Here is a 20,772-nt window from a genome sequence, read left to right as displayed (position 1 = left end):
CCGGCCATTACCTGAAGAATGGCCGGTGCAAACCGGAGAGAGGACATTCGTTCAACTCGGCGAAGACGCCATCAACCGGCGGTGTGGTCCGACGAAGACTAGTTGGCGGTGTTAGACCGCAGGGTCAGCTTGTTCTCACCGATCTCGTGCAACGCAACCGACAGGGGCTTGTCCTCGACGGTGGAATCGACGAGAGGCCCGACGTTGTCAAGCAAGCTGCCCTCGTGCAGGGCGGCGTAGTAATCGTTAATCTGACGCGCTCGCTTGGATGCGAAGATTACCAGGGCGTACTTTGACTCAACCTTGGCCAGCAATTCGTCAATGGGCGGGTCAATAATTCCTTGTGCGTTTGGCATTTTTTTCCGTGCTCCTAAAGTGTATTCATCAATTCTACGACTCTTTCGGCCGCACGTTCCACTGTGTCGTTCACAACGACCTCATCAAACTCATCCTGCGCTGCCAACTCAACCTGGGCCGTCGCAAGGCGACGCTGCTGCTCATCCGTACTCTCCGTACCTCGCCCAACCAGCCGACGAACAAGTTCTTCCCAGGTAGGCGGCGAGAGAAACACTAGCCGGGCCTCGGGCATTGCCTCACGAACCTGACGGGCCCCCTGAAGGTCAATCTCCAAAAGAACCGATTCGCCGCGACGCGACGAATCCTCAATGGGCGTGCGGGGCGTACCGTAACGATAAGCGTTATGGACGGTTGCCCACTCCAGCAATTCTCCATCAGTAATCATCCGGTCAAATTCGGCATCACTTACAAAGTAGTAATGAGTACCGTTTATCTCGCCCGGGCGAGGCGCACGAGTAGTTGCTGACACGGAGAGAGAAATAGTCGGATAATTTTCCCGGATGTAGGCAGCCACCGTGCCCTTACCAACGGCAGTGGGCCCGGCGAGAACGGTAAGCCGAGGAACCTGCTGAGCCGCCAATCGCCGTAATGCTAAGTAATTCTCCAGACGCTGCCGCTGGTGAATACCCAGGCCCCCCAGACGTTTCTTGTCTGAGATCGTGAGCTCGGCGAGAATACGCGGCATTTTTGCAGAACCGATCGAAGGCAGGCAGAGAAGGAAATCCGTAACACGTAGGGAGTGGGCACTCGTCTCGGGATCGAGGGACTCAGCCAATACCTGCTCGGGAGTGAGCCCACCGGATCTCAGACGAGCCTTAACCTCGGCGCGGGCCTGCCGTGCCGCAACCGCTGCCCTATTCGCTGCCACACGATCAACCTCTGGCATCTGACGGTCTGCCACTACAGCGCCACCTCTCGTTTCACCAACTCCGCACGCTCACGCACAGCCGAGGCCACCGCTCCGGGGCCTGCTGACAAAACGCTACGCGATTCACTCACCAGAGTAGCGCGAGTTAGAGACCCAAAAAGACGCACCGCATCCGAGAGCGCTGCTCCCTGATGCCCGAATCCCGGCGCAAGCACTGGCAGTGCAGGCTTCCGCTGGGCAGCGATGCTGACGCCGTATTCCTCAAGATCAAGCGTTGCCCCCAAGACGACGCCAACAGAGCCGATATCGCCCTGCTCCGTCGGGTGGACGGCACGATTCCGTTCGTTCCAGCCCTGGGCCTCATTCACAATATGAGCAGCAACGGTCACCCCCTCCGGACCGACCCTGGCCCGCTGAATATCACGAGCCTCCGGATTGGACGTGGCTGCCAGGAGAAACAGACCCTTACCAGAATCAATCGTGTACTGCAGAGGATGCACAATCGAACCAAAACCCTGAAAGACGGAAATGGTCATAGCATCGGATTCCAGTGGGCTACCGGGCCGCAGCCAAGCATCGCCGTATGCCTGGACGCTCGTCCCGACATCGCCACGTTTCACATCCGCGATACTGAGAAGCTCTCGCTGCTTAGCGGCAACGAGCACCTCCTCGAGTACCGTATAACCGGCAGCACCAAACCTTTCGTAGAAAGCGATCTGTGGTTTAACCGCGGCCGCATGACCGGCAGCCGCGTCGAGGACACGCAGACTAAATTCGCGTGCCCCCGCCGCCGTATCCGCGAGGCCCCACTGCTCCAGGAGATAGCTGTGCGGATCTATGCCCACACACAAGCGTCCGCGCTGCAAAATAGCAGCACCCAGCCGGGAACCAAAAGTCTCTACCGCGCTCATGTCTCCAACGCTGCCTGGCGCTGGATGGCGTACTCCTGCAGGGAGGTCACTTCAAAACCGTCCCGAACCGCGGCAAAGGCCGCCACCGCAGCGGTCAATTCAGCCACCGTTGTGAAGAGAGGTTTATCAGCGGCAACAGCAGCCGCACGAATTTCATAGCCATCCGCACGAGCTGAGCGGCCACTAGGAGTGTTGATAACCAGATCAACCTCACCGGCATTGATCAGATCGACAACAGAGGGCTCATCACCAGCTTGGGAGAATTTTGCAACGGTGCGCGCGGTGATGCCGTTGCGAGCCAAGACGACGGCGGTTCCCGCCGTCGCCAACAGCTCAAAGCCCAACTCTTGTAGACGAAGCGCAGGCAAAACAACAGCGCGCTTATCGCGGTCAGCAACCGACACAAAAACAGAGCCGGACTGCGGAAGCCCGCCATAGGCCGCGGCCTGACTCTTGGCAAAAGCCCGCGGAAAATCTCGATCAATGCCCATGACCTCACCGGTAGAACGCATCTCCGGTCCGAGCAGAGAGTCCACGATGAGCCCCTCACGAGTGCGGAACCGCTTAAACGGGAGAACAGCTTCCTTCACCGATACGGGAGCATCAAGGGGTGCCCGCGATCCGTCACGCTCCGGTAGCAGCCCCTCAACGATGAGCGACTCGATAGTTTCTCCCACCATGATACGTGCTGCCGCCTTCGCGAGCGGAATTCCCAGCGCCTTCGACACAAACGGCACCGTGCGGCTCGCACGCGGATTCGCCTCCAACACGTAAAGAATGCCCTGACCAATCGCGAACTGAACATTCAGTAGGCCGTGTACCCCCACGCCCTCAGCGATGGCCAGCGTCGCATCACGCACCCTATTGATCTGGTCGTAACCCAGGGTCACGGGGGGCAAAGTACAGCTTGAATCGCCCGAGTGAACCCCGGCCTCCTCAATGTGTTCCATAACACCGCCAATATAGAGCTGCACACCGTCGAAAAGGGCGTCAACATCAATCTCAATTGCGTCATCCAGGAAGTGATCAACCAGGAGGGGGCTGCTCTGGCTGACAATGCCCTGGTCACTGATCCGTTCGAAGTAGTCTTCAAGCGAGGGGGCATCGTAGATAATCTCCATGCCTCGTCCACCCAACACATAAGACGGGCGCACAAGAACGGGGTAGCCGATCTCCTTCGCAATACGCTGGGCACCGGCAAAGTCATAGGCCATACCGTTTCGTGGAGCGACCAAACCCGCCTCGTCCAGAATATTTGAGAACAACCCACGTTCTTCGGCCAGGTCGATAGCCTCTGGTGTTGTACCCAAAATCGGCACTCCCGCAGCTTTCAGCCCCTTTGCGAGGCCGAGCGCCGTCTGTCCACCCAGCTGTACGATTACACCGACGATCTCGCCACTCGCACTCTCAGCGTGAATGATCTCCAACACATCCTCCAGTGTCAGCGGCTCAAAATACAGGCGGTCCGAGGTGTCGTAGTCGGTCGATACGGTCTCAGGGTTGCAGTTGATCATGATGGTCTCAAAGCCGGCATCTGACAGCGCAAACGACGCGTGAACACAGGAGTAGTCAAACTCAACACCCTGGCCGATACGGTTGGGGCCCGAACCGAGAATGATCACCTTGCGTCGCTCGCTCGGAACGACCTCGGTCTCCTGTTCGTAGCTGGAATAGTGATAGGGCGTGAGCGCAGGAAACTCTCCCGCACACGTATCAACCGTTTTAAAGACCGGACGCAGACCGAAGTTGTGACGGATAGCGCGAATATCGCTCTCCGCGCTGCCGCGTAGCTCGGCAATCTGGGCATCCGAGAAACCATGGTTCTTGGCCTGTCGGATGATGTCAAGTGACAGTTCGGCGGTTGAGGATACGGTGTCAGCAACCTCATTAATCAGCACAATCTGGTCGATAAACCACGGGTCGATCTTGGTGGCCTCAAAGACCTGCTCAGGCGTGGCACCGAAACGAAGAGCCTGCTGAACCAGGATAATACGGCCGTCCGTCGGTGTACGAGACTCCTCAAGCAGATCATCAACCGTGCGCGCCTCGGGGCCCCAGTGGAACGACGATCCCTTCTTCTCGAGCGAACGGAGCGCCTTCTGTAAGGCGGTCGTGTAGTTACGGCCGATTGCCATGGCTTCACCCACCGATTTCATGGTGGTCGTGAGAGTGGGGTCAGCAGCCGGGAATTTCTCAAACGCAAACCGGGGAACCTTAACCACGATGTAGTCAAGCGTAGGCTCGAAGCTGGCGGGGGTCACCTTGGTGATGTCATTCGGAATCTCATCGAGGCGGTATCCGATCGCCAGCTTGGCGGCGATCTTGGCGATCGGAAAACCGGTTGCTTTACTCGCGAGTGCTGAGGATCGAGATACCCGAGGATTCATCTCAATCACAATGATGCGACCGTTACTCGGATCAATCGCAAACTGAATGTTGCAACCGCCGGTGTCAACGCCCACCGCTCGGATAATGTCGATACCGATATCTCGGAGCTTCTGAAACTCCCGATCGGTCAGCGTGAGGGCGGGAGCGACCGTAATTGAGTCGCCCGTATGTACGCCGACGGGATCAACGTTCTCAATCGAACACACAACGACCGTGTTATCCGAGGTATCGCGCATGAGCTCAAGCTCATACTCTTTCCACCCCAGGATAGATTCCTCTAAAAGAACCTCGGTGGTGGGACTGTAGTGCAGACCGTCACCGGCAATCCGCACCAGTTCTTCGGGAGTATACGCAAACCCGGAGCCCAGTCCCCCCATCGTAAACGACGGACGGACAACGAGCGGATAGCCAAGGTCTTTGGCAAACTCCAGACATTCCTCAACGGTGTGAGCAATGTAGGATCGTGCCACGTCGGCACCTGCTTCAAGAACAAGCTCCTTGAAGAGTTGACGGTCCTCACCCTTCTGAATCGCCGCAACATTAGCACCAATGAGTTCAACCTTGTACCGCTCAAGAACGCCATTTTCATGCAGAGAAATGGCTGCGTTGAGAGCCGTTTGCCCCCCCAGAGTGGGCAGGATCGCGTCGGGACGCTCCTTAGCAATGATTGTCTCAATCACCTCGGGAGTGATCGGTTCGATGTAAGTCGCATCGGCAAAGTCGGGATCGGTCATAATCGTTGCCGGATTAGAGTTCACGAGGATGACTCGAACGCCTTCCTCCCGAAGTACACGACACGCCTGGGTACCGGAGTAGTCGAACTCGCAGGCCTGGCCGATCACGATGGGGCCAGAGCCGATGACAAGGACGGATGAAATATCGGTGCGCTTGGGCATTACTTGCTGTCTCCGTTATTGGCGCGAGCACTAACCAGCTCACGAAAACGATCAAAAAGGTAGAAGGAGTCGTGCGGCCCCGCAGCGGCCTCCGGGTGATACTGGACCGAGAAGGCCGGAATATCGAGGCAGCGAAGGCCCTCCACCACATTGTCGTTGAGACTGTAGTGGCTCACCTCCACCCGGCCGAAGCCGGAGGGTGAATCAGTGATCCCCTCACGCGGAGCATCCACCGCAAAGCCGTGGTTTTGGGCCGTAATCTCGACGCGGCCCGTTACCTTATCCCACACTGGCTGGTTGATCCCCCGGTGGCCAAACGGCAGCTTGTACGTATCAAAACCGAGAGCCCGACCCAGAAGTTGATTACCGAAGCAGATGCCAAAGTAGGGTATCCCTTCCGTTAGTAACGTGCGCAGGAGCGTGACATGTTCATCCGAGGCCGCGGGGTCGCCGGGGCCGTTGGAGTAGAACAGAGCATCCGGCTTAATCGCGCGAATCTGATCAACCGTGCTCGTCGCAGGCATCACGTGTACCTCAAAACCATGCTCAGCCAGGTAGGTGACCGTAGCACGCTTGATACCCAGATCGAGAACCGCCATACGGCCCACTGATTCGCCCATCGCCGGAACCACATAGGTTTCCGGCGTCGATACGAGCTCGGACAGATTCTGGCCAGTCATCTCGGCCACGCCGCGCACGAGGCTCAACTGCTCGTCATCGCTCAGCGAGTAGTCTGTACCGGAAAAGATTCCGGCACGCATCGCACCAGCGGAACGGATATGCCGGGTCACCGCGCGCGTGTCAATACCGCTAATACCCACGATGCTATAACGAGCCAAGTCGTCATCAAGACTCCGCTCGGAACGGAAATTGGATACGCGACGGGCAGGATCACGAACAACAAAGCCATTCACCCAGATTTGGCGCGACTCCATGTCTTCGTCATTCATCCCAGTGTTACCAATGTGCGGTGCCGTCATCATGACGATTTGGCCGGCGTAAGACGGGTCGGTCAGAGTCTCCTGGTATCCGGTCATCCCGGTGGAGAAGACGACCTCACCGAGAGTACGTCCGGCGGCTCCGTAGCTAGTGCCAATAAAACGGCGGCCGTCCTCAAGAACGAGAACCGCGGGTGGTGGTGCGGTGGTGGAACTCACCTATGCCTCCTGTGCTGGGTGTGTGGATGATATGGGCGTGTTGAGGAGGCCAGAAATCGCGCTTATCAGTGCGGATTTATCATCTGGCTCGGTGACACGAAAATAACTGTCTACGAGACGGGGAGTACCCTCCGAGTCAAAAAGGGTCCAGGTCAGTGCTACGAGGCCGCCACGCTCGACGACCTTATCGATCGTCAATTGGGCCGTATCAACGGCGCACAGCAGCTCCGCTGAGAGGGCAATCGGAGCCTCCCCCTGGATTGTGACGAGAATCCCGGTCGTACGCACCGAGATCGAGCAGAAACCACGATAGGTCAGGCGCGGCAGCGCGAGACGCTCCACAGGTTGATTGACCGGGGTTGTCGATACGTAGAGTGCTCTGGTCTGAAAAATCTCAAACCCAGCATCCCCGAGCATTTCAGGTAGAGCGGATGACTCAGCAGAGTTACGTTGACGTCGTGACCACGCACGCCACATCACGACAAAAATCAGAACGACACAACCCGCAACGATCAGGCCGGGAACAAGACGTTCCATACTGCTATTCCCCCATTTCCATCTGCGAGCCAGCACGGGCGCTCGCGGCAACAACCTCGGCCGGAACGACCAGACCATCATCGAGCGTGAGATACCCGTTGTGGAGGGTATATCGCACCGAGCCGCTGAGCTGCCTACCCAGATACGGACTGTTCACGCTCTTGCCTGCAAGATCTGTCACATCAAAAACACTCGATGTGGACGGGTCGTGCAGGGTGATGTCGGCCGCGGCACCTGCCCGAATCGCTCCCGCACCGATAAGCCCGCCGATCGCGGCCGGGGTAGCAGAAAGGAGACGCGCCACGTCGTTCCAACCGACCAGGTTCGTGTCCACGAGGGCTGTCTGGACCACCGACAGCGCCGACTCCAAACCAACCATGCCAAATGCGGCTGAGTCCCACTCACACTCTTTTGACTCGCTCGGGTGGGGAGCGTGGTCGGTGGCAATGATGTCGATTGTGCCGTCGGCGATGGCAGCACGCAGGGCAAGAACATCCTCGTCGCGGCGCAGTGGGGGGTTGACCTTATAGCGGGCGTCATAGCTGCGAACAAGATCCTCGGTCAGCAGCAGGTGATGCGGCGTGGCCTCAGCGGTCACTCGAATTCCCCGAGCCTTTGCCCAGCGGATCACCTCGACCGAGCCAGCTGTGGACAGATGACAAATGTGCAGGCGCGCTCCCACGTGCTCAGCGAGAAGCACATCGCGGGCAATAATCGATTCCTCCGCGACCGCGGGCCAACCTTTAAGTCCCAGTTCACTCGATAGCGAGCCCTCATTCATCTGAGCAGCTTCGGTGAGACGGGGATCCTGAGCATGCTGAGCAATGACACCGTCAAAACTGCTCACATATTCAAGGGCACGCCGCATGAGCAACGAATCATGCACGCACTTGCCATCATCAGAAAACACTCGAACCGCTGCGCGTGAATGGGCCATTGCACCGATCTCGCTCAGCTGCTCCCCGAGTAAACCACGAGTCACCGCTCCGATCGGGCGGACCGTCGCGTAGCCGGCCTGCTGCCCCAGCGATAAAACTTGCTCCACCACGCCTGCCGTATCGGCGACAGGCAGAGTGTTCGCCATCGCAAAGATTGAGGTAAAGCCGCCAGCCGCGGCTGCTTGGCTTCCAGTCAAGACCGTTTCACTCTGTTCGAATCCCGGTTCCCTCAGATGCGTGTGTAGGTCAACCAAACCGGGAAGAGCCACGAGCCCCGCAGCATCGATCCGACGGCTTCCGGCCGGGGCAGCGATGCTCCCCAGTTCGCGAATCACGCCACCAGCCACGAGGATATCGCTCTGAGAGCCACCGGGCAGGGTCGCTCCCGTTATTAGAATCGTGTCGATCATTCTAGGCACCCTCTCGTTCGCCGGCTAGCAGCATATATAAGGCAGCCATCCGGACGGAGACGCCATTTGTCACCTGTTCCAACACCGTGGATTGTGCGGAATCAGCCGCAGTAGAAGAGATCTCCAGCCCCCTGTTCATCGGGCCAGGATGCATCACGATGCTATCCGATCGCATCGCCGCAAAGCGTTCATCGTCAAGCCCCCACCACCGCGAGTATTCGCGTTCGTTGGGGAAAAACGCCGCATCCATCCGCTCGGCTTGAATACGCAGAAGCATAACAACGTCAGGCCGTCCCTCGCTCAACGTCTGATCGAGGTCGTAGCTGATCGTGGCTGGCCACTCTGCCGCCCCAAAAGGAATAAGCGTCGCGGGTGCCACAAACGTCACGTGAGCGCCCAGAGTACGTAGCAGCCAGAGATTGGAGCGCGCGACGCGCGAATGCGTGATATCACCAACGATTGCCACAGAGATTCCGTCGAGATCTTTCCCTCTGCTGGCATCACCGTGAATGCGTCGCCGCATCGTGAAAGCGTCCAAGAGGGCCTGCGTCGGATGCTCATGAGTACCATCACCGGCGTTCAGAATTCCCGCATCAATCCAGCGTGACTCAGCTAGGCGTTGAGGGGCACCGGAGGCCGCGTGCCGGATAATCACTCCGTCTGCACCGATTGCGGCGAGCGTCTGGGCCGTATCTTTAAGGCTTTCACCTTTCGAAACGCTTGATCCCTTCGCACTAAAATTGATGACATCAGCGCTTAGCCGCTTTGCAGCAGCCTCAAACGAGACGCGTGTGCGAGTCGAGTCCTCGAAGAAGAGGTTGACGACGGTCTTACCGCGCAGTGTGGGCAGTTTTTTCACCTCGCGCAACTGCGTATCAGACATGTCCTCTGCGATATCGAGAAGGAGAATTGCCTCGTCCCGACTCAAGTTTTTAGTACTTAGAAGATGTCTCATGAGTCGATAGTCACCTCATCAACGCCGTCCAACTCCTGAAGACGCACATTGATACGCTCCGAAACAGCACTCGGCAAGTTTTTACCGATGAAGTCGGCACGGATCGGAAGCTCGCGATGTCCACGGTCAATCAGGGCGGCTAGACGAACCGCACGGGGGCGACCGAAGTCGGCCAGAGCGTCCAGAGCTGCTCGGATGGTTCGGCCCGAGTACAGCACATCGTCAACGAGGACAATAGTTGCACCCTCTATACCGCCGACAGGGATATCCGTGGGTGAAGATGTACGGGTGGGATGGCTTGCGAGATCATCGCGATACATCGTCACATCAATCTGACCGACGAGCTGGCGCTCAGTAGGCTCAATGCCCTGAATAATGCCAGCGATACGTTGTCCCAGAAGGACACCACGGGTGGGGATTCCCAGAATTACGAGGTTATCCGTACCTCGGTTAGATTCAAGAATCTCGTGAGAAATTCGGGTCAACGCCCGAGTGATATCAGCCTGCTGCAGCACAACGCGTGTACTCATGCGGACTCCTTCCCCGCCTCACAGGACGGCTTTAAAGGTGCCAAAGATTAGACCCATCCTAGCAGGCAAACTAGTCGGAACCTTTCCCGATACACCTCAGCGGTGTGTCCGCGTAAGGCCGACACACCGCTGAGAGGTGTATGAAACTATACCGATTGGGCAACTTTACCGAGCACACCGTTGACGAACCCGCCCGAATCCTCTGTCGAAAAGGTCTTGGCCAACTCGACAGCCTCGGAGATCGCAACACCAGCAGGAACCTCGTCGTTAAAAAGAAGCTCCCAGACACCGATACGGAGAATTGCACGGTCAACCGCGGGCATCCGTTGCAAGGTCCAGCCCTGCGCGTACGTCTCAATAGTCTCGTCGATCTCGACGAAGTTGTCGTTGACACCATCCACGATGTCGCGCGCGTACAGCCAGGATGCGTGACGCTCCGGCTCGCTCACAGCCCGCTGGGCCTCAGACTGCAGCGCCTCGATCAGGGAAATCTCACGCAGATCAGCCTGAAAAAGGATGTCCAGGGCGCGCTTACGCGCCTTACTCCGGGCACTCATTCGGCGTAACGCTCCCCGACTACTCTTTGATCCGGCCGAGGTAGTCACCCGTGCGGGTGTCTACCTTGACACGGGTGCCGGTCTCAAGGAAGAGGGGCACCTGAATTTCAAAGCCGGTTTCAACAGTGGCCGGTTTGGTACCTCCGGTCGAACGGTCACCCTGAAGGCCGGGCTCAGTATATGTAACGACAAGTTCAACCGACGGAGGTAACTCAATATAGAGTGGCGATCCCTCATGCAGCGCAATCGTAACGTTCTGGTTCTCCAGCAAGAAGTTAACGGCGTCACCGACGACAGCAGCACCCACGGTGAGCTGATCGTAGTCGCTGGTATCCATGAAGACGAAGTCAACGCCGTCCTGATACAGATACTGATAGTCTCGACGGTCAACGTTGGCCGTCTCGATCTTGAGGCCGGCATTGAAGGTCTTGTCTACCAGCTTGCCCGTCGTGACGTTTTTCATCTTGGTGCGAACAAAGGCCCCACCCTTACCCGGCTTTACGTGCTGAAACTCGATGACCGACCAGAGCTGGCCCTCCAGCTTCAGGACAGTTCCATTCTTAATATCATTCGTCGTTGCCATAAAAGCGGTTTCCGTTCGATTATTACGTGTACAGGCGCGAGACAGTCGCGCAAAAGATTTGCCTCTTGAGCTTAGTGCTCCGAAGCAGAATCAGCCAATAGGGAACCCCGGTGCGCACAACACTCTCCGGCCTGGCCGGATTAGCTGGCTATCTCCTGATAGGCAGTAAAGAGCATCGACTCATCGGGACCAGCCAGAACGGCGGGCACGCCCAGCCGGTCAAGGACGATAAAGCGGAGCATTCCCGCGCGCGCCTTCTTGTCGCGTTGCATAGCAGCCAGCAAGCCGGGCCAGCGTCCGGCGGGGTACGTCGTGGGAAGCGTGAGCGATTTGAGAATGCTGCGGTGCCGGTCAACAGTCGCATCATCCAGACGACCCGCAAGCCGACCCAGTTCGGCCGCAAACATCATGCCGACGGCGATCGCGGCCCCGTGCCGCCACTGGTACCGCTCTGCATGCTCAATGGCGTGCCCCAGCGTGTGGCCATAGTTGAGAATCTCGCGAAGCCCCTGCTCGGTAAAGTCCTCACCAACCACCCGAGCCTTCACCCGAATTGACAACTCTATGACGCGACGGAACTCGGGAGTGAGTGGATCAATCGCTCGTGTAATATCAGCTTCAAGAATCTCCAGGATTTCAGGCTCAGCGATAAACCCACACTTCACCACCTCAGCGAATCCCGCCCGAATTTCGTTCTCGGGGAGTGTAGCAAGGTTGTCAAGGTCGGCAAGGACAGCCGCCGGAGAATAGAAGGCCCCCACAAGGTTTTTCCCCTCGGCCGTATTGATACCCGTCTTGCCCCCCACCGAAGCATCCACAATACCCAAAACAGTCGTGGGTATCTGGACCAGCTTTACCCCGCGAAGCCAGGTCGCGGCGACAAAACCGGCGAGATCGGTAACAGCCCCCCCGCCAAAGCCGATGACGGCGTCCGTACGGGTAAAGTCCGCCTGGCCCATCACCTGCCAGCAAAATGCGGCGACCTCAACGCGTTTAGCTGCCTCAGCATCCGGCACCTCGGCTAGGAGGACCTGCGCATACGTTTCACGCAAAATCTCGCGCAAGCGGGCGGCTGCGGCACCCAGGGTTGGCGGATGCACAATCAAGACCTGGTGGACGCTGTTGCCCAAAACATCCGGTAACGCACGAACCAGATCGCGGCCCACTAATATATCGTACGGATGCTCACCGGCGACAGAAATTGTCGTCATCTCGGGTTGATTAATCGTCATATTTTCTTCCTCGACGGTGTAACTGGGGCGGACCCACTCCGCGATGTCAGCAGCGATGGCGTCCTTGGGACGAACAGAGGTGTCAAAGGTGACCCGGGCTAGCCTCTTGTAGAGCGGCAACCGTTCGGACAGAATACGACCCCAGGCGGCAGGATCATGTGCGAGAAGAGGCCTGTCCTGAAGGCTCGATCGACTCAGCACAGCCTCCTCCGTCGTCATCACGAGAACCACACGACAGTCACGAATAAGGTCCTGGGTGGTGTCCGCGAGCACAGCCCCACCCCCCAGCGCCACAACGGTCAACCCCTCACCTGAAGGATCTCGCTCGGTATATTCCGTGCCGAAAAGAGCCGGGCTGCCAAGCACGCGGCGAACAGTGTCCGCCTCTATATCACGAAAGCGAGCTTCCCCCTGTGCCTCAAAAAGAGCGGGGATAGGCCCGTGCTCGGCAACAATCACCTTGTCAGTGTCGATAAAACGCGCACCGAGAAGCTTAGCCACTCGTCGACCGATGCTGGATTTACCGGAAGCCATCGGGCCGATAAGAATAACCGAAGTGGGTGGCGTCATCGGTCGCCGCGGTCGCCCCGAGTTGCCAGAGCAGCCGGAATATTGGCCAGATAATTCGTGAGGTTGCGGCGGGTCTCCCCCACGGAATCCCCACCAAACTTCTCGAGAATTGAATTAACCAGCACAAGTGCCACCATCGCCTCAGCGACAACACCCGCCGCCGGCACAGCACAGACGTCGCTGCGTTGGTGGTGCGCGGTTGCAGCCTCGCCGGTGGCCACGTCAACTGTGGGTAGAGAATGTGGCACGGTGGCGATGGGTTTCATCCCGGCACGAACACGTAAAACAGTCCCCGTGCTCATTCCGCCCTCGGTACCACCCGCCCGGTCACTTGACCGCTGAATACCTTCGGTCCCGGCGTGAAGCTCGTCGTGGGCAACCGAGCCACGGCGGCGAGTGGTCTCAAACCCGTCGCCCACCTCGACGCCCTTAATCGCTTGGATTCCCATGAGGGCGGCGGCCAACTGGGAGTCGAGGCGGCGGTCCCAGTGCACATGTGACCCCAGTCCCGGCGGCAACCCATAGGCCAAAACCTCGACGATTCCGCCGAGAGTGTCACCGTCTTTCTTTGCAGAATCAACCTCGACAACCATAGCCGCAGAAGTTTCAGGATCAAAGCAGCGAAGGGGATCGGCATCAAGGGCGGTGACATCGCTGGGGCGTGGCATGGCAGCATCGGCGGGAACGGTCACAGGGCCGATGGACAGCGTGTGACTCACGAGGTGAATGTTCAACTCGACGAGAAACGCACGAGCCACCGCCCCAAGGGCAACGCGGGCTGCGGTTTCCCGCGCACTCGCCCGCTCAAGAATCGGACGGGCCTCGGCAAAGTCGTACTTCTGCATGCCCACTAAATCGGCATGCCCCGGACGTGGACGTGTCAGAGCAGCACCGCGACCACGTGATTTCTCGGTGGGCTCGGCGGGCTCAGCACTCATTACTTCCATCCACTTGGGCCACTCGGTATTTCCGATGCGAAGCGCGATCGGGCTGCCGAGGCTGAAGCCCTGGAGCACACCGCTTGAGATGCTGAGCTCGTCCTCCTCGAACTTCATACGCGAACCACGTCCGTAGCCGAGCTTACGGCGGGCAAGGTCCGCCCGAATTTGAGAAAGGGAAACGGGTACACCGGAGGGCAACCCCTCCAGGAGAGCAATAAGTTCGGGGCCATGAGACTCCCCCGCGGTAAGCCAACGAAGCATGAATACCATCCTAGAGGGTGTGCGCAGGAAGGGCTGCCCTCATAGCGGATAGCACCTCAGCCTCGTGAGCTACAGGCTGCATAGCGGAACCTGTGGTAAAAATACGGACCTGCATCAGGGCCTGGTGCAGAAGCATTGTCACCCCCGAATGCGCACGTCCGTTAGCCGCCCGCCAGGCAACGGCGAGAGGGCTCGGCCACGGGTCATATGCAACGTCGTAAAGTGGGACCCGGGATCGAAGTTCCCGAGGAACGAGGATTTCACCCGTGTTATGCCCCGGAATCGTGCTGATGACAAGACTGGTATCGTTATTCCACGTCTCGCTAGAGAGCTCCACTGGTTCAACTCGAAGACCCTGCCGAGCTCCGAGTTCCACAAGCGGGGTGATCTGAGTCAGGTCACGGGCTCGGACGCTGAGACTAGTGGTGCCTAGCTGGGCGGCAGCAAGAATGACAGAGACGCTCGTGGCCCCAGCACCTAACACCGTTATGTGTTCGATCAAGCCCCCCTCAGCTTCACGGATCGCTCCGACGAGCCCCGCTACATCGGTGTTATAACCACACCAGGAAGGCTCCGGGTCGGGCTGGCCAGCGGGTCCGGACCGGACAAGAGTGTTCACAACCCTGCTTGCCTCGGCCACCGGGTCACGCCAGTCGGCCAACTCAAACCCGGCCTTTTTGAGTGGCATCGTCAACGACATCCCGTGCCAGTCGGTTGTTGCGACAAAGTCAACCAGTCCGTCCTCCCGACACGCGACAGCCGTGTAGGCCCAGGAAAGACCGAGTTGAGCGTATGCCGCAGCGTGAATACGCGGCGACAGGGAGTGTCCAATAGGGAAGCCTAGAACCCCCAGTCGTATATCCGGCATGACTCAGCAGGCCGCATTCTCAGGGTTGGCTACACACCACTGACGAGCCTGCTCAACAAGTTGTTCGTGCTCGGGCAAAGTGCTGCTAAAAAGAGTCTCGCCCGTATCCTGGTTCACGGTTACAAAGTACAACCAGGTGCCCTCAGCCGGATGCAGGGCCGCGTCAATCGCCACATCTCCAGGATTTGAGATGGGCCCGATGGGGAGACCGGTGTGATAGTAAGTGTTCCAACCATTATCACTATCACGCTGCTCGGTGGTAGTCCACACGTCTGCGCTACCGTTGGGCATCCCATATTTTGAGGTGGAGTCCATCTGAAGTTTCATCCCCTGGTCCAGTCGATTTTGGATCACACGACTGACCTTGTAGAAGGCATCCGTTGCGCGCGCCTCTCGCTGCACAATCGACGCTATTGTCAGCACGCGCTCCCGGTCATCAACCGGCACACCAGCCTCATCAAGCGCCTGGACCATCCGGGTCACAAGCTTCTGTAGGATCGACTGCGCCGTATCGTCCATCGCAAATTCGTAGGTAGCCGGGAACAACCACCCCTCAACGTTGGGGGCGGTAGCAGGAATCCCCAGCGCCGTTGGATCCTGAGCCGCCGTTTCAAAGTCAGCTACAGGGATACCCGTCACGCCAGAGATGATCTCGTAGATTCGGCTCGCTCGTGTGCCCTCGGGAATCACCGCCGTCATTTCTACCCGGTTGTCGGGGTTAAGTAACGCGTCAAGCGCAGCCGCGGAGCTCATTTTTTTGGCCAGAGTGTAGGCACCTGGCTGAAAAACGGGAACGGGGTCCTGGGCAAGAACGTGGCTGACAAACGCACCCGCTGTCAGAACAACACCGCTCGCCTCCAGGGTGTCAGCAATTGCATAACCGTCATCACCAGCGGCAATAGCAACCACGACCTCCCCCGACCCTGACCCCTCATAGTCTGTTTCAGACCAGCCCAAATAGTCAGAGATATCACCACCATAGGACGCCCATACCACCAAGCCGCCACCAACCGCAGCAACAAGCAGTGCCCCAATGATAATCAATGAAATAGTCATGCGGCGCTTCTTGCGCGGTGGCTGAACGGTTCGAGACGTGGGTGACATTGCGGGGTTACCTTCCGTGCCGAGTAGTTTGGCAAATGGGTTCTCCGAGGAAGATACCCCGTGATCCTGGGATATCTGGTGTGAATTCAATGGGAAAGAACGCGGTGAAGCAGTCTCACTGCGAACCTCTTCGTGACCAAGCGAGAGGGGAGCTGTGAGCGGTCCCCCACCCTGAATGGCGCCGCCGCTACGTCCTTCAATATCGTCAACACCAAAAATGACCTTATCGAAGGACTGATCCGTCGGCTGTCGTGGAATTATGGGACCAGTCGGGGGGTTACGAAAAACGTAAGCATCTGGCACAAAACCAGATGTACCCCGTGAGGTAGCGCTCCCCTCAAGATCATCAACGGGAATAATGGTGGGAAGACGTACCGTCGCAGGAGACAGATCGGAGGCGTCCGACCCGGCTGTTACCGCTCCGAGCACTGTGCGCACCGCCGTTGTGGATTCACGGAGTTCCGGTGTAACAACAGCCGACCGGTGCTCGTCCGCCTCCGGATCTGGAAGCGAAAGGAGCGAGGTGAAAGTGAGCTCGGGTTCCTTGCCTGGCGAGGCATCACAACAGACCTCAGTGCTTCTTGGCTTCTCCGCATCGCTGAGGTGAGGCGGGATCACATCGATTCGTGGAACCGTGCTGGTCTCGGAGGCTGCCGTCGCAACCTTCGCTTCCGGAACCACACGTTCAGCCTGGGCTGCACGTTCAGCCTGCAACCTGAGCTCACGTCGAGAAGGCAAGGGGGATGTCTCTGAAGAAACCGAATCTGGTCCGGCAGCCGAATCGCTGTCTGACAGCGATTTATCCCCTCGGGATGCGACAGAGCTGCGGGGTATTTCGACTGCATCCGCCGCTAATATCTCCCCCGGCAACGATGATGACCCGACATCGGGATCAGCAGCGGCAGAGGGTTCCGGAACTGTGGCGTGTCTATTATTGCCAGAGGAGGCGAAGGCACCCTCAGCCGAAGATGAAGAGAGACGATCAGAAATGGTGCGGCTAGACACACCAGCCGCTGCGGGGAGCGATGACTCCAGTTCGGGCGCGTCCTGCCCCGATTCGCCCTCAAGCGCCTCGTCAACACTCCACATCGGAGTTGTGGCACGCACCGGAGCAGGGTGACCCATTTCCTCGGGAAGAAGAGGAACAGATTTTAACGCCTCGGGAGCGGGACTCCATGTTGATCGGGTTCTCGCTGGGCCGCCCTTCGGCCCCTGGGCAGAATCATCACCCGTAAGCTCATCAACCGAGACGCCAAAAAGCTCCTCAAAAGGGTCTATTCCGCTGTCATGACCACCGTCGCTTTTACGTGTCATGTTGCCTGCCCCCGTTGCTCAACCGGTGTGCCGGGCGGGTTACCCGATGACCGCTCGGTATCAAGGGCCTGCTGCAAAATAATAACGGCTGCAACCTGATCGATAACAGAGCGCGATGATTTTGTCGTGCGCCCAACCCGGTGGAGTGCGCTCTGGGCACTAACCGTCGATAATCGCTCATCCACTAGTCGTACCGGAAGGGAAAGAGCCTCCGCTACCGCCAGGGCACAGGCAATAGCATCATCCGTCGAGGGGGTGCTCTCCCCCTGCATGTTCAGAGGGTGCCCCACAATAATCTCGAACGCCTCCAGCTCGGACGCGATCTCCGCGATACGGCTAACCGCATCATCGTTACTCATCTTACGCACGATAGTTTCCACAGGCATTGCGAGCATACCGTGGAAATCTGATCGCGAAACTCCGATACGAGCCTTTCCTACATCTATTCCGAGACGAACTCCGCCACGCATCACTACACCTGGATATTCCGACGCACCTCAGCGAGAGCGGCGCCCATCTGTTGCGGCTGCGAGCCACCGCCCTGAGCCATATCATCCTTACCGCCGCCGCCGCCACCCAACACCTTGGCCGCAATCTTGGCCAAGACACCGGCCTTCTCCCCAGCTTGACGCGCCTCGGCGGTGGTCGCAACGATCACGACAGGTTTCTCGGAACTCACGCCAGCCAGGACCACTACAGCGGGCTGATCCGCAATTTTCTCACGGACACCCAGCGCCAGCTGACGTACCTCATCCGCCGAACCAACAACGCCTAGATCTGCAATGATGACACTCACATTGCCAATAGTTTCGGCCCGGGATACGAGGTCCGGGATACGCGATTTCAGTACCTCCGACTCAAACTGAGCAATTTTCTTTTCTGCAACTTTGAGCTGCGCAGCCAAATCGACAACGCGATCTGTAATTTGGTCACGTGGCGCTTTAAGCTGCGTCGCCAACTGGGAGACCAATGCCCGCTCAGTGGCAAAACTACGAAAAGCTTCGATACCCACAAGCGATTCAACTCGTCGATTGGTCGAGCCAATTGACTGCTCACTAATAAGGTTGATAATTCCCACTTCGGAACTGCTGGACACGTGGGTGCCAGCGCACAGTTCACGCGACCAAGATCCCCCGATGTCAACCACTCGAACACGATCACCGTACTTCTCACCGAAGAGCGCCATAGCACCCAACTCTTTGGCTTCGGTGAGTGACATCTCACGTGTAACTACTTCGTGGTTAGCGCGAACTGCCAGGTTGGAAATCTCCTCGATCTCCGATTTGGTTTCAGTGCTCAGAGCCTGGGCCCAGTTGAAATCGAGCCGCAAATAGCCCGCCTTGTTAAAAGATCCCGCCTGGTGAGCAGTTGAGCCCAAGACTTGCCGGAGAGCCGCGTGCACAATGTGCGTACCCGAGTGGGCCTGCGTTGCTCCGCGCCGATAATCTTCATCTACGATACTGGTCGCATCAGCCCCCACGTGGACCTCACCTGCGACCACTTTTACGGTGTGGCTGATCAAACCGGATACCGGCTTCTGAACATCAACGACATCAAGCTCAAACCCATTCCCGACGATGCGACCTGCGTCGGCGGCTTGCCCACCCGATTCTGCCCACAGCGCGGTCTCCGCAAGGATAACCTCGGCGGTTTGTCCAGTTCGCGCAACAGGCGAGGGAAGACCCGCGACCAAAATACCCAACACGGCGGAATCGGTCGTGAGGTCGCTATACCCCGTGAAAACGGTTTCGCCCTTGGCCCGAAGGTCACTGTACACAGAGAGGTCAGCAAGAGTAGTTTTCTTAGCTTTAGCGTCCGCCTTAGCCCGCGTACGCTGGGCCGTCATCAACGAGGTAAAAACCTCACGGTCCACCGTGATTCCAGATTCCTCAGCGATCTCCAATGTCAACTCGATAGGAAACCCGTAGGTATCATGCAGGAGAAACGCCGTGTCTCCGGCCAACTCGGATGACCCACTTGACTTTGTTTCTGAGACAGCCAGGTCGAGAATCGTTGTCCCGCTTGCGAGCGTGCGAAGAAAAGTTTCTTCCTCGGCATAAGCCGACTGTGAGATCCGTAAATAATCATTCTCAACCTCAGGATATGCCGACTTCATTGCATCGCGGGAAGCAACAAACAGCTCAGGAAAGGTACCCTCGTCAACGCCCAGAAGGCGCATTGCACGCACAGTGCGCCGGAGGAGACGTCGGAGAATATACCCTCGACCCTCGTTAGAGGGGGTAACCCCGTCACTCATCAACATCAACGATGAACGTACGTGGTCGGCAATCACACGCATCCGCACATCGTCACCGTGGTCAACACCGTAGCGACGACCCGAGATCTCGGAAGCGCGGTCTAAAACAGGGCGAACCTGGTCAATCTCGTAGAAGTTATCGACTTCCTGCTTAATAAAAGCGACCCGTTCCAGACCCATGCCAGTGTCAATGTTTTTACTGGGCAACTCTCCCACGATACGGAAATCCGTTTTACTACGAACGTCCGCAACCAGATACTGCATGAAGACGAGGTTCCAAATCTCCACATAGCGATCATCATCGGTCGCAGGGCCGCCATCTTGACCGTAGTCCGGACCTCGGTCAAAGAATATCTCGGAGCAGGGTCCCGCCGGACCAGGTTGCCCGGTTGACCAGTAGTTTGTGTCCTTGTCAAGACGCTGAATCCGCTCATCGGGTAGACCTGCAACACGACGCCAGAGATCAATAGCCTCGTCGTCATCCCTGTAAACAGTAACCCAGAGATCCTTCTCCTCGAACCCATAACCGCCATCACTCTCAGAACTGGTCAGGAGTTCCCATGCATAGGCAATTGCTCCCTCTTTGAAGTAATCGCCAAAGGAAAAGTTTCCATTCATCTGGAAAAAAGTTCCGTGGCGCGGAGTCTTCCCCACCTCTTCGATATCGTTGGTTCGGATGCATTTTTGCACGCTCGTTGCTCGGCGGTACGGGGCAGGCACAACGCCGGTCAAATACGGCACAAAAGGAACCATGCCTGCGACGGTGAAGAGCAGCGTAGGGTCATCGCTGATGAGCGAGGCCGAGGGAACAATGGTGTGTTCACGGTCGGCAAAGAAGTTAAGCCAGCGCTGGCGAATGTCTGCAGTTTGCATGGGGAGTTACGCGTCTCCTGGGTTAGCGGTTCAGGTTGTTCAGGGCATGTTCAACGTCGTTGAGCGCAGAGCCCAACTCAGCACCACGATTGTGATAGCCGCGAGAAACGGCATCAGCAAACTCACGACGGCCCTGCTCAATTTCTTCAAAAAATCGGCGCCCCTCCGGGGACTGATTCACATAGTGAGCCGCCACAAATCCGATGGCAACACCACTTATTAACCACACCAGCTTACGCATGGGTTCTCCTAACCTGTTTAGCAA

General features: G+C 57.8%; 18 protein-coding genes. All 18 read right to left on the bottom strand.

Going from position 1 to position 20,772, the window contains the following annotated elements; translation table 11 throughout:
• Positions 1-98: 98 nt before the first annotated feature.
• The gene (gene rpoZ, locus FB466_RS10535) at positions 99-356 is read right to left on the bottom strand and encodes a DNA-directed RNA polymerase subunit omega (RefSeq protein ID WP_141918372.1); all 258 of its coding nucleotides are present in this window, start codon (positions 354-356) and stop codon (positions 99-101) included.
• Between the two features lie 14 nt (positions 357-370).
• Positions 371-1,243: a guanylate kinase gene (gmk, locus tag FB466_RS10530; RefSeq protein ID WP_141918704.1), complete on the bottom strand. Its 873-nt coding sequence runs from the start codon at positions 1,241-1,243 to the stop codon at positions 371-373.
• A gap of 14 nt (positions 1,244-1,257) precedes the next feature.
• On the bottom strand, positions 1,258-2,136 hold the full coding sequence (gene pyrF / locus FB466_RS10525) for an orotidine-5'-phosphate decarboxylase (RefSeq protein WP_141918371.1): 879 nt from the start codon (positions 2,134-2,136) through the stop codon (positions 1,258-1,260).
• On the bottom strand, positions 2,133-5,420 hold the full coding sequence (carB, locus tag FB466_RS10520) for a carbamoyl-phosphate synthase large subunit (RefSeq protein WP_141918370.1): 3,288 nt from the start codon (positions 5,418-5,420) through the stop codon (positions 2,133-2,135). The genes pyrF and carB overlap by 4 nt, the downstream gene beginning before the upstream one ends.
• Positions 5,420-6,577 carry a glutamine-hydrolyzing carbamoyl-phosphate synthase small subunit gene (carA, locus tag FB466_RS10515; RefSeq protein ID WP_141918369.1) on the bottom strand — a complete coding sequence of 386 codons (1,158 nt, stop codon included), beginning with the start codon at positions 6,575-6,577 and terminating at the stop codon, positions 5,420-5,422. The genes carB and carA overlap by 1 nt, the downstream gene beginning before the upstream one ends.
• Positions 6,578-7,114, bottom strand: a complete 537-nt coding sequence (locus FB466_RS10510; protein WP_141918368.1) for a PH-like domain-containing protein — start codon at positions 7,112-7,114, stop codon at positions 6,578-6,580.
• A 4-nt stretch (positions 7,115-7,118) separates the two neighbouring features.
• The gene (locus FB466_RS10505) at positions 7,119-8,462 is read right to left on the bottom strand and encodes a dihydroorotase (RefSeq protein ID WP_141918367.1); all 1,344 of its coding nucleotides are present in this window, start codon (positions 8,460-8,462) and stop codon (positions 7,119-7,121) included.
• Position 8,463: 1 nt separating this feature from the next.
• Positions 8,464-9,417, bottom strand: a complete 954-nt coding sequence (locus FB466_RS10500; protein ID WP_141918366.1) for an aspartate carbamoyltransferase catalytic subunit — start codon at positions 9,415-9,417, stop codon at positions 8,464-8,466.
• Positions 9,414-9,947 (bottom strand): bifunctional pyr operon transcriptional regulator/uracil phosphoribosyltransferase PyrR, encoded by a 534-nt coding sequence (pyrR, locus tag FB466_RS10495; RefSeq protein ID WP_141918365.1) that lies wholly within the window; start codon positions 9,945-9,947, stop codon positions 9,414-9,416. Before pyrR ends, FB466_RS10500 begins: the two co-directional genes overlap by 4 nt.
• Positions 9,948-10,093: 146 nt before the next feature.
• The gene (nusB, locus tag FB466_RS10490; protein WP_141918364.1) at positions 10,094-10,504 is read right to left on the bottom strand and encodes a transcription antitermination factor NusB; all 411 of its coding nucleotides are present in this window, start codon (positions 10,502-10,504) and stop codon (positions 10,094-10,096) included.
• A gap of 19 nt (positions 10,505-10,523) precedes the next feature.
• Positions 10,524-11,087, bottom strand: coding sequence for an elongation factor P (gene efp, locus FB466_RS10485; protein ID WP_141918363.1), 564 nt, complete (start codon positions 11,085-11,087; stop codon positions 10,524-10,526).
• 140 nt (positions 11,088-11,227) lie between these two features.
• Entirely contained in the window at positions 11,228-12,853 is a 1,626-nt protein-coding gene (aroB, locus tag FB466_RS10480; RefSeq protein ID WP_211344826.1) for a 3-dehydroquinate synthase, read from the bottom strand.
• A 32-nt stretch (positions 12,854-12,885) separates the two neighbouring features.
• On the bottom strand, positions 12,886-14,091 hold the full coding sequence (gene aroC, locus FB466_RS10475) for a chorismate synthase (protein ID WP_141918361.1): 1,206 nt from the start codon (positions 14,089-14,091) through the stop codon (positions 12,886-12,888).
• Positions 14,092-14,101: 10 nt separating this feature from the next.
• Entirely contained in the window at positions 14,102-14,959 is an 858-nt protein-coding gene (locus FB466_RS10470) for a shikimate dehydrogenase (protein WP_141918360.1), read from the bottom strand.
• 3 nt (positions 14,960-14,962) lie between these two features.
• Positions 14,963-16,015: an endolytic transglycosylase MltG gene (gene mltG / locus FB466_RS13515; protein WP_170206108.1), complete on the bottom strand. Its 1,053-nt coding sequence runs from the start codon at positions 16,013-16,015 to the stop codon at positions 14,963-14,965.
• Positions 16,016-17,373: 1,358 nt separating this feature from the next.
• The gene (gene ruvX, locus FB466_RS10460; protein ID WP_141918358.1) at positions 17,374-17,847 is read right to left on the bottom strand and encodes a Holliday junction resolvase RuvX; all 474 of its coding nucleotides are present in this window, start codon (positions 17,845-17,847) and stop codon (positions 17,374-17,376) included.
• 2 nt (positions 17,848-17,849) lie between these two features.
• Positions 17,850-20,507, bottom strand: a complete 2,658-nt coding sequence (alaS, locus tag FB466_RS10455) for an alanine--tRNA ligase (protein WP_141918357.1) — start codon at positions 20,505-20,507, stop codon at positions 17,850-17,852.
• A gap of 22 nt (positions 20,508-20,529) precedes the next feature.
• Positions 20,530-20,748, bottom strand: a complete 219-nt coding sequence (locus FB466_RS10450; RefSeq protein WP_141918356.1) for a hypothetical protein — start codon at positions 20,746-20,748, stop codon at positions 20,530-20,532.
• Between the last annotated feature and the right edge of the window lie 24 nt (positions 20,749-20,772).

It is taken from the genome of Klugiella xanthotipulae, from assembly GCF_006716695.1.
GTDB classification, from domain to species: Bacteria; Actinomycetota; Actinomycetes; order Actinomycetales; family Microbacteriaceae; genus Klugiella; species Klugiella xanthotipulae.
Note: the sequence above shows the minus strand (reverse complement) of the source record. Positions and strands in the feature narration are given on the sequence as shown.